General features: G+C 71.5%; 15 protein-coding genes. 10 read left to right on the plus strand and 5 right to left on the minus strand.

From position 1 onward, the window contains the following. Positions 1-69: 69 nt before the first annotated feature. Positions 70-1605: a sensor histidine kinase gene (locus miv_RS28945; protein ID WP_207180421.1), complete on the minus strand. Its 1536-nt coding sequence runs from the start codon at positions 1603-1605 to the stop codon at positions 70-72. 247 nt (positions 1606-1852) lie between these two features. Here miv_RS28945 and miv_RS28950 point away from each other — a divergent pair, with 247 nt between their 5' ends. From miv_RS28950 to miv_RS28975, 6 genes are all read left to right on the plus strand, one after another. Beyond that, entirely contained in the window at positions 1853-2308 is a 456-nt protein-coding gene (locus miv_RS28950; RefSeq protein WP_207180422.1) for a (2Fe-2S)-binding protein, read from the plus strand. A gap of 13 nt (positions 2309-2321) precedes the next feature. Further along, positions 2322-4553, plus strand: coding sequence for a xanthine dehydrogenase family protein molybdopterin-binding subunit (locus miv_RS28955; RefSeq protein ID WP_207180423.1), 2232 nt, complete (start codon positions 2322-2324; stop codon positions 4551-4553). A gap of 40 nt (positions 4554-4593) precedes the next feature. Beyond that, complete coding sequence (locus miv_RS28960; protein WP_207180424.1) at positions 4594-5280, plus strand: uracil-DNA glycosylase family protein; 687 nt, start codon at positions 4594-4596, stop codon at positions 5278-5280. A gap of 57 nt (positions 5281-5337) precedes the next feature. Then, positions 5338-6048: an orotidine-5'-phosphate decarboxylase gene (gene pyrF, locus miv_RS28965; RefSeq protein ID WP_207180426.1), complete on the plus strand. Its 711-nt coding sequence runs from the start codon at positions 5338-5340 to the stop codon at positions 6046-6048. 131 nt (positions 6049-6179) lie between these two features. After that, on the plus strand, positions 6180-6491 hold the full coding sequence (locus miv_RS28970; RefSeq protein WP_207180428.1) for a DUF1330 domain-containing protein: 312 nt from the start codon (positions 6180-6182) through the stop codon (positions 6489-6491). A gap of 155 nt (positions 6492-6646) precedes the next feature. Then, the gene (locus miv_RS28975) at positions 6647-6856 is read left to right on the plus strand and encodes a hypothetical protein (protein WP_207180430.1); all 210 of its coding nucleotides are present in this window, start codon (positions 6647-6649) and stop codon (positions 6854-6856) included. Between the two features lie 66 nt (positions 6857-6922). Here the strand turns inward: miv_RS28975 and rpsD are convergent, their stop codons facing one another. The 3 genes from rpsD to murI form a co-directional block, all read right to left on the minus strand. Continuing rightward, complete coding sequence (rpsD, locus tag miv_RS28980; RefSeq protein WP_048430210.1) at positions 6923-7540, minus strand: 30S ribosomal protein S4; 618 nt, start codon at positions 7538-7540, stop codon at positions 6923-6925. A 260-nt stretch (positions 7541-7800) separates the two neighbouring features. Next, entirely contained in the window at positions 7801-8622 is an 822-nt protein-coding gene (locus miv_RS28985) for an alpha/beta hydrolase (RefSeq protein ID WP_342345227.1), read from the minus strand. Between the two features lie 10 nt (positions 8623-8632). Then, complete coding sequence (gene murI, locus miv_RS28990; protein WP_207180432.1) at positions 8633-9499, minus strand: glutamate racemase; 867 nt, start codon at positions 9497-9499, stop codon at positions 8633-8635. A 197-nt stretch (positions 9500-9696) separates the two neighbouring features. On the opposite strand from murI, the gene egtB reads away from it, so the two are divergent. From egtB to miv_RS29010, 4 genes are all read left to right on the plus strand, one after another. Beyond that, the gene (gene egtB / locus miv_RS28995; protein WP_207180434.1) at positions 9697-10956 is read left to right on the plus strand and encodes an ergothioneine biosynthesis protein EgtB; all 1260 of its coding nucleotides are present in this window, start codon (positions 9697-9699) and stop codon (positions 10954-10956) included. An 86-nt stretch (positions 10957-11042) separates the two neighbouring features. Further along, positions 11043-12032, plus strand: coding sequence for an L-histidine N(alpha)-methyltransferase (egtD, locus tag miv_RS29000; protein ID WP_207180436.1), 990 nt, complete (start codon positions 11043-11045; stop codon positions 12030-12032). 5 nt (positions 12033-12037) lie between these two features. Further along, on the plus strand, positions 12038-12739 hold the full coding sequence (locus tag miv_RS29005; RefSeq protein WP_207180438.1) for a vWA domain-containing protein: 702 nt from the start codon (positions 12038-12040) through the stop codon (positions 12737-12739). A gap of 44 nt (positions 12740-12783) precedes the next feature. Beyond that, complete coding sequence (locus tag miv_RS29010; protein ID WP_179945835.1) at positions 12784-13524, plus strand: DnaJ domain-containing protein; 741 nt, start codon at positions 12784-12786, stop codon at positions 13522-13524. Between the two features lie 393 nt (positions 13525-13917). Here miv_RS29010 and miv_RS29015 read toward each other — a convergent pair whose 3' ends face one another. Beyond that, positions 13918-15399 carry a D-alanyl-D-alanine carboxypeptidase gene (locus miv_RS29015; protein WP_048430218.1) on the minus strand — a complete coding sequence of 494 codons (1482 nt, stop codon included), beginning with the start codon at positions 15397-15399 and terminating at the stop codon, positions 13918-13920. Positions 15400-15514 lie beyond the last annotated feature (115 nt).

A 15514-nucleotide genomic window follows, 5' to 3' on the forward strand; every position in this document is an offset into this window, starting at 1 on the left:
GACATCTCCGCCCGTCACGGCTCCGTCGAGATCGGTCGCGCGCGGAGTCCCGAAGCTCCCGTGAAGGCCTCAGGCGGCCCGCGACGACCGGGCCACCGGGGCGGCCGGCTCGGCCACCGCCGGCAGCGCGTCCATCACGCGGGCCGCCGGGAAGGTCACGATGACCTCGGTGCCTTCGCGCGGCCGGGACTTCAGCTGGAAGCCGCCGCCATGCAGGTCGACCAGGCCCTTCACGATCGGCAGGCCCAGGCCCGACCCCTGCTCGGCGGTCTTGATCGCGAGTGACCCGCGGCCGAAGGACGACATCACGGTCGGGATCTCGTCCTCGGGGATGCCCGGTCCGGTATCCTTCACGCTGACATACTGGCCGCCGGACGAGGTCCAGCCGACCTTGATCACGATTTCTCCGCCCGGTGGGGTGAACTTGATGGCGTTCGACAGGACGTTGAGGACGATCTGGCGCAGCGCCCGCTCGTCGGCCCAGAGCCGCGGCAGCGACGGATCGATCAGCTCGTGGAAGGTCTGGTTCTTCGCCCGGGCCCGGAGCGCCATCATGTGCCGGCCCTCCTCCACCACGTAGGCGAGCTGAAGGGCCTCCTCGTTCAATTCGTAGCGTCCCGCCTCGATCCGCGAGAGGTCGAGGATCTCGTTGATCAGGTTGAGGAGGTGCAGGCCGCTGTCGTGGATGTCGGTGGAGTATTCCTTGTAGGAGGCCGCCGCGTGGGGGCCGAACACCTCGTTCTTCATCACCTCCGAGAAGCCCAGGATGGCGTTGAGCGGCGTGCGCAACTCGTGGCTCATCGTGGCGAGGAAGCGGGACTTGGCGAGGTTGGCTTCCTCCGCCCGCCGCCGCGCCTCGTCGGAATTCGCCTTGGCCTGCTCCAGTTCGCCGAAGATCGCGTCCTTCTCGGCTCGTGATTGCAGGGCCGAGACGGTCGAGGCGTGGAGGTGGTTCGACAGGAAGAGGAAGAACAATTGCGCGCAGACCGCCATGCCGACGAGGAGGACGGTCTCGACCTCGCGCGACAGGGCCAGCAGGGTGGCGGTGGCCGCGCAGAGCGGCAGGAGCCCCGCATAGGCCGCGAGCGGGACCGTGGCGGCCAGCATCGTGGTCACGGCGGCCACGATGACCAGCACCACCATCACGTAGGTGCGGGCGTTCGCGGCATCGACCTGGAGCGGCACCAGCACCAGGAGCGCCCAGGCGGCGCTCTGGACGAGCTCGCCGACGATCACCCGGCGGCGCGAGATCCGGAGCGAGAGCCCGGCGGGATCCTGCCGCAGGAAGGACCGCGACAAGGCGGTGTTGACCAGGATCGCCACCAGCACGCCGGCGCCCCAGGCGCCGCTGAGGAGGGCCGGGGCCCAGAAGGCCGAAGCCGCCGCGACCAGGCAGGCGAGGGTCACGAGCGGCAGGAAGGCACCGCGCCGATACTGGGCGTAGACGCGCAGGAGCTCGTAGTCGAAGGCGCGCTCGAGCCCGATCGACGAGGTCAGCCGCTCGCGGGCCGAGCGGACGTCCCGCGCGACCTTGCGCCGCCGGGCCGCCTCCTCCGCCGTCGGGCCGCGCCCGCGCTGGACCATTTGCGCCGTGATCTCGGACATTGAGCTCGGGTCGTGCCGCTCCCTCGCCGCCGCGGACCGCCGGCCGGTCCGGGAGAAGCTCACCGAAAATCGTTAAGGTCCCCCTGCCGAAACCCCACGAATACGACCGATCCGGCCGTCCCGGCCTGCCGCTGGGGCACGCGAGGAGGGGTGCGCTGGCGCACATCGGTCCCGCTTGCGGGCGGTGCAGGAGCGGCCGACAGAAGGCAGGCCTGGAACCATTCCAGCCTCTCGTCGGAAGCGCACGATGACGAAGCTCACCCTCAACGGCCGGACCTACGAGGTCGAGGCCGATCCCGAGATGCCGCTCCTCTGGGCGATCCGTGACCACCTGAACCTCACCGGCACCAAGTACGGCTGCGGCATCGCCCAGTGCGGCGCCTGCACGGTCCATCTCGACGGGCAGCCGGTGCGCGCGTGCCAGACCCGGCTCGGCGATGTCGGCGAGGCGAAGATCACCACGATCGAGGGGATCTCGGGCCCGGTGGCCGAGGCGGTGCGCACCGCCTGGCGCAAGCTGGACGTCGTGCAGTGCGGCTACTGCCAGTCGGGCCAGATGATGTCGGCGATCAGCCTGCTCTCGGACAACAAGACCCCGTCCGACGCCGATATCGACGCCGCCATGGACGGCAACGTCTGCCGCTGCGGCACCTACCAGCGCATCCGCGCGGCGATCCACGACGCCGCCCGCTCCCTCGCCTGACCGGGACGCCGCCATGCTGAACTCTCGCATCAAGACGCGCCAAGCCCCTCTCCGGGAAGACGCCGTCACGTCCCGCCGCACCTTCCTGCGCGGCTCCGCCACCGCGGCCGGCGCCCTGGTGATCGGGCTCACCCTGGATCTCAACCTTTCGCCCAAGGGCGCGCGCGCCGCGGGCGGTCCCGACCTGTCGAAGGCGCCGGCCAAACCCAACGCCTTCGTGCGCATCGCCGCCGACGACACCGTGACGGTGGTGATCAAGCACCTCGACATGGGCCAGGGCAACACGACGGGCCTCGCCACCATCGTGGCCGAGGAGCTCGACGCCGACTGGGGGCAGATGCGCGCGGTCTTCGCCCCGGCCGATGCCAGCCTCTACAACAACCTCGCCTTCGGGCCGATCCAGGGCACCGGCGGCTCGACCGCGGTGGCGAATTCCTGGATCCAGCTGCGCAAGGCCGGGGCCGCCGCCCGCGCCATGCTGGTCGCGGCCGCCGCCGAGGAGTGGAAGGTTCCGGCCGGCGAGATCACGGTCGAGAAGGGCGTGATGCGCCACAAGAGCGGCCAGGCCGGCCGTTTCGGCACCTTCGCGGCGAAGGCTGCCGTGCAGCCGGTCCCCGAGAACCCGGCGCTGAAGGACCCCTCCGCCTTCCGCCTGATCGGCACCACGCTGCCGCGCCTCGATTCGAAGGCCAAGACCGACGGCAGCGCCCAATACGCCCTCGACGTGCGCCGGCCGGGCCAGCTCACGGCCCTCGTCGCCCGGGCGCCGCGTTTCGGCGCCACGCTGAAGAGCGTGGACGATACGGCCGCCAAGGCGGTGCCGGGGGTGGTGCAGGTGGTCCGCATCCCGAGCGGCGTCGCGGTGGTGGCGCGCGACACCTGGTCGGCGATGAAGGGCCGCGAGGCGCTGACGCTGACCTGGGACGATGCCGGCGCCGAGCGCCAGTCGACCGAGTCGCAGCAGGCCGCCTACAAGGCCATGGCCGACAAGCCCGGCCTCGTCGCCTCGCAGCGCGGTGACGCCGCCGGCGCCATCAAGGGCGCCGCCAAGGTGCTGGAGGCGGAGTTCTCGTTCCCCTACCTCGCGCATGCGCCGATGGAGCCGCTCAACGCCACGATCGAGCGGGCGGGCGACGGCTCCTACGACATCTATGCCGGCTCGCAGTTCCAGACGATCGAGCAGGCGGTGGCGGCGGGCATCCTCGGCACCACCGCCGACAAGGTGCGCATCACCACCCTGTGGGCCGGCGGCTCGTTCGGCCGGCGCGCCACGGCCTCGGCCGACTACATCGCCGAGGCCGCCGCGATCCTGAAGGCCACCGGCGAGAAGGCCCCGATCCATCTCGTCTGGACCCGCGAGGACGACATCACCGGCGGCTATTACCGCCCGGCCGCCTATCACCGCATCCGCGCCGGCCTCGACGCCAAGGGGGCGATCACCGGTTGGGAGCACCGCATCGTCGGCAAGTCGATCATCATCGGCACGCCGCTCGAAGCCATGATGGTGAAGGACGGGGTCGACGCCACGACGGTCGAGGGCGCGTCCGACACGCCCTACGCGCTGCCGGCCTATCGGTTCGAGGTCCACAACGCCCGCGAGGGCGTGCCGGTCCTGTGGTGGCGCTCGGTCGGGCACTCGCACACCGCCCAGGCGATGGAGGTGTTCATCGACGAGGCGGCCCATGCCGCCGGCCAGGACCCGGTCGCCTACCGGCTCGGCCTCCTCCGCCAAGCGCCCCGGCTCTCCGCCGCCCTGACGCTTGCGGCCGAGAAATCCGGCTGGAGCGCCCGCGACCAGAAGCCCGGCCGCGGCTACGGCGTCGCCGCGCACGAATCCTTCGGCTCCTACGTGGCGATGGTGGCCGACGTGACGGCCGAGGCCGGCAAGGTGAAGGTCAACCGCATCGTGGCGGCGGTCGATGTCGGCGTGGCGGTGAACCCGGACGTCATCCGGGCTCAGGTCGAGGGCGCGGTCGGCTTCGCCCTGTCGTCGGTCCTGCGCAACCGCATCACCTTCAAGGACGGCGAGGTGCAGGAGAAGAACTTCGACGCCTACGAGCCGACCCGGATGAGCGAGATGCCGAAGGTCGAGGTCCACATCGTGCCCTCGGCCGCCGCACCCACCGGCATCGGCGAGCCCGGCGTCCCGGTGCTGGCCCCGGCGATCTCGAACGCGGTCTTCGCCGCCACCGGCCAGCGCCTGCGCTCGCTGCCCCTCGACCTGTCGGCGCTCCGCGGCGTGTGATCGCGCACCACACGTTTAACCCCTGCCCTATATGGTGGGCATGACTTCCAGTTTTGGACCCGAGACGACTTCAGGGTGCGGCGCGAGCCGCACCCTTTTTTCATCCGCGCCGGACTTCGCCGAGACGGCCGCGCGGGTGCGGACCTGCCGCCTCTGCCGCGAGGCGCCGCGGCACGGCCCCCCCCTTCCCGTGGAGCCGCGGCCGATCGTGCAGGGCACGTCCCGGGCCCGGATCTGCATCGCCAGCCAGGCGCCGGGCAACCGGGCGTTCCAGAGCGGCATCCCGTTCCAGGATCCTTCCGGCAAGCGCCTGCGCGAGTGGCTCGGCCTCGACGAGCCGGCCTTCTACGATCCCGACCGGATCGCGATCGTGCCGATGGGCGCCTGCTTTCCCGGCCACGATGCCAAGGGCGGAGACTTGCCGCCGCGGCGCGAATGCGCCGAGACCTGGCGCGAGCCCCTGCTCGCCGGCCTGCCGAACCTGGAACTGGTGCTGCTGATCGGCCAGTACGCACAGGCCTGGCACCTCGGCCGGCGGCCCGGCGGGCTCACCGAGACGGTCGCGCGCTGGCGCGAGATCTTTTCCGAGTCCCGACGACCCCGGCTGCTGCCCCTGCCCCACCCGTCCTGGCGCAACACGCCGTGGCTGAAGAAGCATCCGTGGTTCGAGGCCGAGCTTCTGCCCGTGCTGCGGGAGGAGGTGGCGCGGCTCGCAGGACGGACTTGATTCCCGGCCGGACCCGTGATGGGTGCGCACGTTTGTTCTTTGCGTGACGGAGGTCCCGTGCCCGAGCCCATCAGCCCCCGCGACCGCCTGATCGTCGCCCTCGACATGGCGAGTCCCGGCGAGGCCGAGCGCCTGATCGACCGGATCGGCGACGCCGCGAGCTTCTACAAGATCGGCTACCGCCTCGGCTATGCCGGCGGCCTCGCGCTGGCCGAGCGGCTGGTCCGGGGCGGGCACAAGGTCTTTCTCGACCTCAAGCTCCACGATATCGGCAACACCGTCGAGGAGGGCGTGCAGTCGCTCGCCGGGATCGGCGCCACCTTCCTCACCGTCCATGCCTACCCGCAGACCATGCGGGCGGCGGCGAGCGGGCGCGACAAGGCGGGGACGGGCCTGAAGATCCTCGGCGTCACGGTGCTTACCTCCTACGACGACGCGGATGCCCGCGAGGCCGGCTACGCGCTGAGCGTCGCCGACCTCGTCGCCGCCCGGGCCGCCGCCGCCGAGGCGATCGGCATCGACGGCATCGTCTGCTCGGCGGCGGAGGCCCCGCAGGTCCGGGCGATCCTCGGGCCCGACCGCCTGATCGTCGCCCCGGGCATCCGGCCGGCCGGGGCCGAGATCGGCGACCAGAAGCGGGTCGTGACCCCGGCGGAAGCGATGCGGGCCGGCGTCGACCACGTGGTGGTCGGCCGCCCGATCACGGGCGCCGCCGATCCGCGGGACGTCGCGCGCCGCATCGTCGACGAGATGGCGGGGGCGCTCTGAGGCTTTTTCCGACGAAGCGGAGTCCGGTTCGTCAAGGAAAATGCGTCAAAACCAGAGACCCGGAGAGCGTCGCGATTGCAACGCGATCGTGACGCTCTCTAGAATTCAGGCGAGAACAAGGGAGGAGCCCCATGGCGAAGGGATACTGGGTCGGCCGCGTCGACGTCTCGAACACCGAGGCCTACAAGAACTACGTCGCGGCCAACGGCGCCGCCTTCGCCAAGTTCGGCGGGCGCTTCCTCGTCCGCGGCGGCACCTTCGAGGCGGTGAGCGGCTCGAGCCGGGCCCGCAACGTCGTGATCGAATTCCCGAGCTACGATCAGGCGCTCGCCTGCTGGAACTCGCCCGAGTATCAGGCCGCCCGCGCCAAGCAGGAGGGCGGTGCCGAGATCGACCTCATCGTGATCGAGGGTTACGACGGCCCGCAGCCGGGCGCCGCGTGACGCGGGGACGCTCCGCGTTCCGGAAGGCGCCTTGACCACCGGGCGGTGCGCGCCACCTCCCGGCGGGTTCGCGCCGGGCGACGCCCCTCGCGCGGCAGGCCCCGGGTGGCATGGACCGCTCCCCGCATACCGGAACACGAGGCGCCGCACCGGCCATGACGGGACACGGGACATCGCAAGGGATCCCCGGCTGGCGCCGGATCCTGCGCCTCCTCCTCACGGTGGTACCGCCCCTGATCGGGATCGTCCTGATCGGACAGGCCGTGGTGGCCTCGATCGGCGGCGACATCCGCCGATGGGAGTTCATCCTCGGGGCTTTGTGCCTCTGCCTGACCTTCGCCGGACGGCTGGTGCCGGAGCGGTAGGCGCATAACGAGAAAAGCCGCCCTCGCGGGCGGCTTTCCGACATCTCGGTTCCTGACGTCGCGCGATCAGCGCGAGTAGAACTCGATGACCAGGTTCGGCTCCATCTGCACCGGGTACGGGACCTCGGACAGGGTCGGCACGCGGGTCATGCGCGCGGTCATCTTGCCGTGGTCGACCTCGATGTAGTCGGGAACGTCGCGCTCGGCGAGCTGGCTCGCCACGAGGACGATCTCGAGCTGCTTGGACGACTCCTTGATCTCGATCACGTCGTCCGGCTTCACGAGGTAGCTCGGGATGTTGACGCGGACGCCGTTCACCCGGATGTGGCCGTGGTTCACGAACTGGCGGGCGGCGAACGGGGTCGCCACGAACTTCGAGCGGTAGACCACCGCGTCGAGGCGGCGCTCGAGCAGGCCGACCAGGTTCTCGCCCGAGTCGCCACGCAGGCGGATCGCCTCGGCGTAGTAACGGCGGAACTGCTTCTCGGTGATGTTGCCGTAGTAGCCCTTGAGCTTCTGCTTGGCGCGCAGCTGCGTGCCGAAGTCGGACATCTTGCCCTTGCGGCGCTGGCCGTGCTGGCCCGGGCCGTACTCGCGGCGGTTCACGGGGCTCTTCGGGCGGCCCCAGATGTTCTGGCCCATACGGCGATCGAGCTTGTGCTTCGCCTGAACGCGTTTCGACATCGCGTGTCCTCTTGAATCTGCATCACGTTAAGAGAGGAACGCGCCCTCCTCCCCCCGTAAGCCGGGGCGACAGAGCGGCCGTGACGAGCCGCTCGCGGGTGCGCAAAATGCCGCGGGGCCCCAAACCGGAGCCCCGCGAGCCAGGGGCTCTTAGGCGACGAAGCGTCCGGGGTCAACCCTCGGAGAGTTCTGTCGATTCCCCCGCGGGGGCCGGAACCGCGCTCCTCCCTCACAGGCGCGGTCGGAACCGCACTCTGCCCTCAAAGGCGCGGTCGAAACCGCGCTTCGGCCTCGCCGTCGCGCAGACCGAGGATCGAGACGTGGTCGCCCGGCAGTGCCACGAACTCGGCGCCCGCGATCCGGGCGAGGCGCGCGCCGTACTTCTCCGGGATCACCGGGTCGGCATCGCCGTGGACGATCAGGATCGGGACGGCGACCGCGGCGATCGCCCGGTCCGAGTGCCAGGTGTCGGCGAGCAGGCCGGCCGGCAGGAGGCGGAAATGGTGGCGGGCCATCGCGGTCATCGAATCGAACGGCGCCTCGAGATAGAGGCCGAGCACGCCCCCTGCACCAGCCCGGGCCGCCACCGCCACCGCGACCGCCGCGCCGAGGGAGTGGCCGTGCAGCAGCACCGGCGCCCCGGGCGCGCGCCGTCGCGCCTCGGCGAGGGCCGCGAGGCCGTCGGCGATCAGTCCGGCCTCGCTCGGACGTCCGGTCGAGCCCGGATAACCCCGATAGGCCGGCGCCATCACGCCCCAGCCGTGGCGGCGCCAGGCCCCCGCCATCAAGCGCTCGGCGTGCCATTCCGGCAGCGAGGCGTTGCCGTGGAAGGTGACCACCACCCCTCCCCCGGGCGCCGGGGGCAGCCACAAGGCGCGCAGGCGCTCCCCGTCCGGGGTCGCGACCGCGACCGTCTCGGCCTCCGGCAGCAGACGCGCCCCGGTCACCGGCACCGGACCGCCCTGGCCCGGGTAGAGCAGGCTACGCTGGAACCACCAGAACGCCGCCACCACGGCGCCGTAGAGAGCGAGGAGCGCGAGGCCGACGCCGCCCGCGACCCATGCCGCCTGCCGCAGGCTCACCCGGCTCGTCTCACTGCAGCACGAGCGGCATCGCCTCGAGGGCGACGTCGGCGATGCCGCGCTGGCCCAGGGCCGCGCGCAGGGCCGGGGTGAGCCGGGCGCCGCTGGTGAAGGTGGCGAGGATCGGCCCCGGGATCTCGTCGCGGATCGGCTGGCCGAGGAGCTGCACCATGCGCCGGGCCACCGCCGGAGCGGGGTCGATCCAGGTCACCGGCCAGGGGGCGATGCGCTCGTAGCGGGCGAGCAGCAGCGGATAATGCGTGCAGCCCAGCACCACCACGTCGGTCCGCCCCGCCGGCGTCTCGACGAAGCAGGGGGCGATCTCGGCGAGGACGTCCGCGTCGGCGACCGGCAGGCCCGACAGCTCCGCCTCCGCGAGGGCGGCAAGGCCGGTCGCGCCGACCAGCGTCACCGCGCAGGTCCCCGCATAGGTCTCGATCAGGTCGCGGGTGTATTCCCGCCGCACCGTGCCGGGGGTCGCCAGTACGCTGACGAGGCCCGACCGGGTCGCGGTCGCGGCGGGCTTGATCGCCGGCACGGTGCCGACGAACGGCACCGCGAACCGCCCGCGCAAGGCCGGCAGCACCAGGGTGGTCATGGTGTTGCAGGCGATCACCACGAGGTCCGGGGCGTGGAGCGCGATCAGCCGCTCCATCACGGCGAGCACGCGGGACAGGACCACGTCCTCGGGCAGGGCGCCATACGGAAAGGCGGCGTCGTCGGCGGCGTAGACCAGCCGGGCGTCGGGCCGGGCGCGCCGCACCTCGGCCAGCACCGTGAGGCCGCCGAGGCCGGAATCGAAGACGAGGACCACCGGCGCGCGGGTGAAGGGCGCCAGGGGCGCCGCAGCCGTGCCGGCCATCAGATCGAACCGCATGGGGGTGTGACCGAGAGGCAGAGGAGGAATTGCCGGCGAGAGTCCGGCGCGATCGTTAAGGCTTGGTCACTGCGGCGGCAAAAAGGCTCCGCTTCGCCCGCACCCCACAAGCTGCGCGGTAACGCCGCGCCGGAGAAACGAGTTCCCCGGTCCCGCGTTGAACGTGGGCAATTCGTCTACGCTTGAAGGAAGTTTCGATGGCAGCGACCGCGCAGGTCACCGAGAAGGTTCCTGGCACGCGTCCCGCGTTCCCCCCGCCGCCCGCCAGTGCCCGGCCGATCGATCGCGAGGCCTGGATCGCGGCCTTCCGCCACGTCCGAGACGAGACCGAGCGCCGCGCCGCCCCGCTCTCGCCGGAGGACCAGCAGATCCAGTCGATGGCGGATGCGAGCCCGACCAAGTGGCACCGCGCCCACACGACCTGGTTCTTCGAGCAGTTCCTGCTCCAGCCGATGGTGCCGGGCTACACGGTCTTCGACGAGCGCTTCTTCTACCTGTTCAACTCCTACTACGTGCAGGCGGGTCCGCGTGCGCCGCGGATCAGCCGCGGCCTCGTCACCCGGCCGACCTGCGACGAGGTCGCGGCCTACCGCGCCCATGTCGACCGCGCCGTCGCGACCCTGATCGCCGAGGCCCCCCCGGCGACGCTCGCCGAGATCGTCGCCACCCTGGAGATCGGCCTCCATCACGAGCAGCAGCACCAGGAACTGATGCTCACCGACATCCTGCACGCCTTCGCGCAGAACCCCCTCCTGCCGGCCTACGACGAATCGTGGCGCTGGCCGGCCCTGTCGCAGCGTGCCGGCACGGTCTCGCTCGAGGGCGGCGTGACGCAGATGGGGCATGCGGGCGAGGGCTTCCATTTCGACAACGAGGAGCCGCGCCACGACGTGCTGCTGCGTCCGGTCGGTCTCTCGCGTGCCCTCGTCACCAACGGCGAGTGGCTCGAATTCATGCAGGACGGCGGCTACGCCAAGGCCGAGCTGTGGCTCTCCGACGGCTTCGTCGCCGTGCAGAGCGAGGGCTGGGAGGCGCCGGGCTACTGGCGCCGGCGCGACGGCTTGTGGTCGAGCATGACGCTCGCCGGCCTCAAGCCCGTCGATCCGGCCCTGCCGGTGACCCATGTCAGCTACTACGAGGCCGACGCCTATGCCCGCTGGGCCGGGCGCGACCTGCCGACGGAGGCCGAGTGGGAGGCCGCCAGCGGCTCGCTCGACGCCGCCTTCGGCCATGTCTGGCAATGGACCCGCAGCGCCTATTCCGCCTATCCGGGCTACCGGCCGCTGCCGGGCGCGCTCGGCGAGTACAACGGCAAGTTCATGGTCAGCCAGTTCGTCCTGCGCGGGGCCTCGGTGGCGACGCCGGAGGGCCACAGCCGGCCGACCTACCGGAACTTCTTCTATCCCCACCAGCGCTGGCAGTTCACCGGCCTGCGTCTATCTCAGGACGGTGCGTGAGGCGCGGCCGGATTCACCCCGATCCGGATCCGCCTCGACACGGGCCTCCCCCGGGAGGCCCGCCCGAACTTCGGAGTTTGACGCCCGTGAACGCCCCGCTTCCCCACCTCGCGCCGAGCGCTCCTCTCGCCGACGCCACCGACAAGGGTTTCCTGCGTGACGTGCTGGCGGGCCTCAGCGCACCGCACAAGCACCTCTCGGCGAAGTATTTCTACGACCGGCGCGGTTCGGAGCTGTTCGAGGCGATCACCCGCCTGCCGGAATACTACCCGACCCGCACCGAGCTCGCGATCCTCGACCGATACGGTCCCGATATCGCCGCCGGCCTGCCGCCGGGCGCGGCGCTGGTCGAGTTCGGCAGCGGCTCCACCACCAAGGTGCGCCGCCTGCTGCCCCATCTCGCCGACCTCTCGGCCTACGTGCCGGTGGACGTCTCGGAAGAATTCCTGCGCAGCGAGGCCGAAGAACTCGGCCGCGACTTCCCGCGCCTGCGGATCGAGCCGGTGGCGGCGGACTTCACCAAGCCGTTCCCCCTGCCCGACGACCTCGCCGAGGCGCCGAAGGCCGGATTCTTCCCGGGCTCCACGATCGGCAATTTCGAGCCCGATGCCGCGGCGGGCCTGCTCGGCAGCTTCGCCCGCACGCTCGGGGCCGGCGCGACGCTCATCGTCGGCATCGACCTCGTCAAGGAGAAGGCGGTGCTGGATGCCGCCTACGACGACGAGGCCCAGGTCACGGCGGCGTTCAACCTCAACCTCCTCACCCGGATCAACCGCGAGCTGGGTGCGGATTTCGACCTCGACGCCTTCGCGCACCATGCCTTCTTCGACGAGAATCTCGGGCGGATCGAGATGCACCTGGTGAGCCGGCGCAGCCAGCTCGTCACCGTGGCGGGCGTGCCGTTCCACTTCGCCTCCGGCGAGACGATCCACACCGAGAACAGCTACAAGTACACGGTGCCGGGCTTCCGGGCGCTCGCCCGCCGGGCCGGCTGGGAGCATGCCCGCGTCTGGACCGACGAGGACGGGCTCTTCTCGGTCCATGCGCTGACCGCCTCCACCATCCGGCGGCACTGAGCGCCGTGGGCGGGTCCGGCCGCGACCTCGACGGCGCGCGGTCGGCCGCGATCGACGCCTTCCTGGAAACCGCCCGGCAGGTCGCAGCGCCGGCCGGCGACGCGCCGCGGCTCGTCTTCGCCCTCGACGCGACGATGAGCCGCCAGCCGACCTGGGACCTCGCCTGCGCGGTCCAGGCCGGGATGTTCGAAGCCACCGCCCGGCTCGGCGGGCTGGCGGTGCAGCTCGTGTATTTTCGCGGGCTGTCCGAGTGCCGGGCCTCCCGCTTCGTCGCCGATGCCCGGGCGCTGACCGGCCTGATGCAGGGCGTGTCCTGCCAGGGCGGTCACACCCAGATCGGCCGGGTGCTGCGCCACGCCCGCAACCTCGCCGGCCGCGAGCCGGTCAAGGCCCTGGTGCTGGTCGGCGATGCGGTGGAAGAGGATCCCGACGATCTCTGCGCCGTCGCAGGCGAGCTCGGGCTGCTCGGCCTGCCGGCCTTCTGCTTCCACGAGGGCCCCGACCCCGAGTCCGCCGCGGTCTTTGCCGAGATCGCGCGCCTGAGCGGCGGGGCCTTCGCCCGGTTCGACGCGGGGGCCCCCGGCGTGCTCGCCGCGCTGCTCCGCGCCGCGGCCATCTTCGCCGCCCGGGGACTCGACGGATTGCGCCTCGCCGCGCAAGAGGATGCGGCGGCGCGCCGGCTCCTCGCCGGGATGACCGGCGGTTAGGACGGTTCTTCCATGAATCTCGAGACGAAGGTGATGGTGACCGGATGATCGCCCTCGGCCTCGGTGTCCTGGTCCTCGTCGGCCTGTGGTGGCTCGGCCGCCACTACGCGACAGCGAACCCCTCGACGATCGCGCGGGTGATCCGCCAGGCCGGCGGCTGGCTGGCGCTGGCGGCGGCGGCCCTCCTGTTTCTGCGCGGGCGCTTCGACATGGCGGGCGCGCTCGGCCTCGGCGGCGCCTGGCTGCTCGGCTGGCGCCAGGGCGCGGCCCTGCCCTTCGGCCTCGGCCGGATGGGCCTGGGCCGGTTCGGTGGCGCCTCCCCGCGCGCGGATGCCGTGTCGCGGGTCCGCTCCGCCCTGCTGGAGATGGAGCTCGACCATGCGAGCGGCGCCATGCGCGGCACGGTGCTGGCCGGCCCTCTCGCGGGCCAGGCCCTCGACGGGCTGGCGCAGCCGCGACTCGTCGCCCTCCTCTCGGAGTGCCGCGCGAGCGACCCGGAGGGCGCCCGCCTGCTAGAGGCTTATCTGGACCGCCGGTTTGCCGGTTGGCGCGTAGACGCTGAGGCTGACCGAGACCCGCGGCCGGGCGGTGCGGCGCAGCCAGGGCCGATGACGGAGGAGGAGGCCTATCAGATCCTGGGGCTTCAGCGCGGGGCGCCCCTCGAGGACGTGCGCCGGGCGCATCGAACCTTGATGAAGCGGCTTCACCCGGACCAGGGCGGGTCCGACTACCTGGCGGCCCGCGTCAACGCGGCCAAGGACTTTCTGCTCAACCGACATCGCTGATACTCCACGCGCGTGTCGACGGAGCCGCGGCAAGAACGCGCCGCGGCGGGGGCATTGTTCTCAAGTCGTGACGAATCTAGCGCAGGGTCCCCTCTCCCGTATGGGACAGGGTGCTACGCATCCATGTAAAGCTCGATGGTCACGCAGCCGGCACGACGCTCAACGTTTCACGCTGAACCGTGTCACCCTCACGCGTGATCTTCGATCGACCGGCCCCTCTCCCATTCGGGAGAGGGGGCCCGTGTTACGTCCTGTTCTGGAAAGATCTTCCCTGGCGGGAAATCCCAATCTCTCAGCAGACTTGCGTCGGCAGTCCAACGCTTCGTCCGCTTAGTTTCTTGTCATGTCGTAGATTTTTGCCGCCGAACCGGTGTCCACTTCGGCGAAATCTGCTTAGCTCCGGGTCGCGAAGCAGGTGAAGCCGTTGCGCTTGAGCGCCTTGCAGGCGTCCTGCGCGGCCTCCGCCTCCGAGAAGCCGGAGAACCGGGCGCGGAACAGCGTGGTGCCGCCATGGGTCACGCGCTCGGTGAAGGGGGCGGCCTTGGCGAGCGCGCCGCCGCCGCGCTGGCGCGCATCCGCGAGCATCGACTTCGCCTTGCCCTCGTCGTCCATGGCGCCGAGCTGGATCACCCAGGGCGAGACCGTGACGGGCTTGGCCGCGGGTGCCGCGGCCTCGCGCGGGGCCGGGGCCGAGGCGCGAGCCTCGCCGGGCTCGGCGGTCGGCAGGCGCGAGGCGTACTTGCCGCCGGGCGCCGGGAAGGCGGGCGCGGCCGAAGGGGCATAGGCCTGGGCGCTCGCCGGCACGGCGCCGGGGGCGCCGGCGCGCCACTTCGGCGTGGCGCCGCCGCGCGGCGCGATGTCGAGGGGCTGGCCGGTCGAGTTGGTGGTCTCGACCGCGTCGTCCTCGTCGGCCGACGCCACCAGGGTGCGGGTCGCGACGGGACGCTCGGCGACGACCGCGGGACGCGGCCGCTCGGCCACCTCGACCACCGGCGCCGAGGTGCGGGCACCCGCATAGGCCACCGGCAGGTTGGCCTGGACGAGCTTCGCCATGATGTTGTCGCGGCTCGCCACCGACTTGCCCCCGAGCACCACCGCCACGATGTGGCGGTCGCTGGTGCGGGCCGAGGTCATCAGGTTGAAGCCCGAATCGCGGGTGTAGCCGGTCTTGATGCCGTCCACGCCCTCGATGCGGCCGAGCAGGTGGTTGTGGTTTCCGATCACCCGGCCCTTGAAGGCGAAGGAGCGGGTCTGGAAATAGCGGTAGTATTTCGGGAACCGGTCCTGGATCGCACGCGCCAGGATCGTCAGGTCGCGGGCGGTGGTGATCTGGTCGGAATCCGGCAGGCCCGAGGCGTTGGCGTAGTGCGTGCGGCTCATGCCCAGCGCGTGGGCCTTGCGGGTCATCATCTCGGCGAAGGCCGGCTCCGAGCCGGCGATGTTCTCGCCGATGGCGCAGGCGATGTCGTTGGCCGACTTGGTGACGAGCGCCTTGATCGCCTCCTCGACCGTCACGGTCGAGCCCGGGCGCACCCCGAGCTTCGAGGGCGGCATGCGGGCGGCGTTGGCCGAGACCGTCAGCGGCGTGTCGAGGTCCATCTTGCCGCGCTCGAGCTGCTCGAACAGCAGGTAGAGCGTCATCACCTTGGTGATCGAGGCCGGATGGCGCAGGGCGTCCTCGTTGACCGCGTGCATCACGCGGCCGGTCTTGGCGTCGACCACCATGGCGGCGTAGGGCGGATTGTAGCCCCCTCCCCCGCCGTGATGGGCCCGCCGACGCGCCTCGGCGGGCGAGGCGGTGAGGGCCGTCAGCACCGCCGCGGCGGCGAGCACGGCCGGCAGCGCGGGTGAAGATTGGCCGTGAACGCAACGCATCACGCACATACCCCGTTCGATTGCAGAGGGCGCCCGCATCCCGGAGGGCGGCACCCTGGACCGACGGCGCCCTGCGAGACGGCGTGGCGCGGCGGCATCACTGTCAATCAGGCTA

It is taken from the genome of Methylobacterium indicum (assembly GCF_017347565.1).
GTDB lineage: Bacteria > Pseudomonadota > Alphaproteobacteria > Rhizobiales > Beijerinckiaceae > Methylobacterium > Methylobacterium indicum.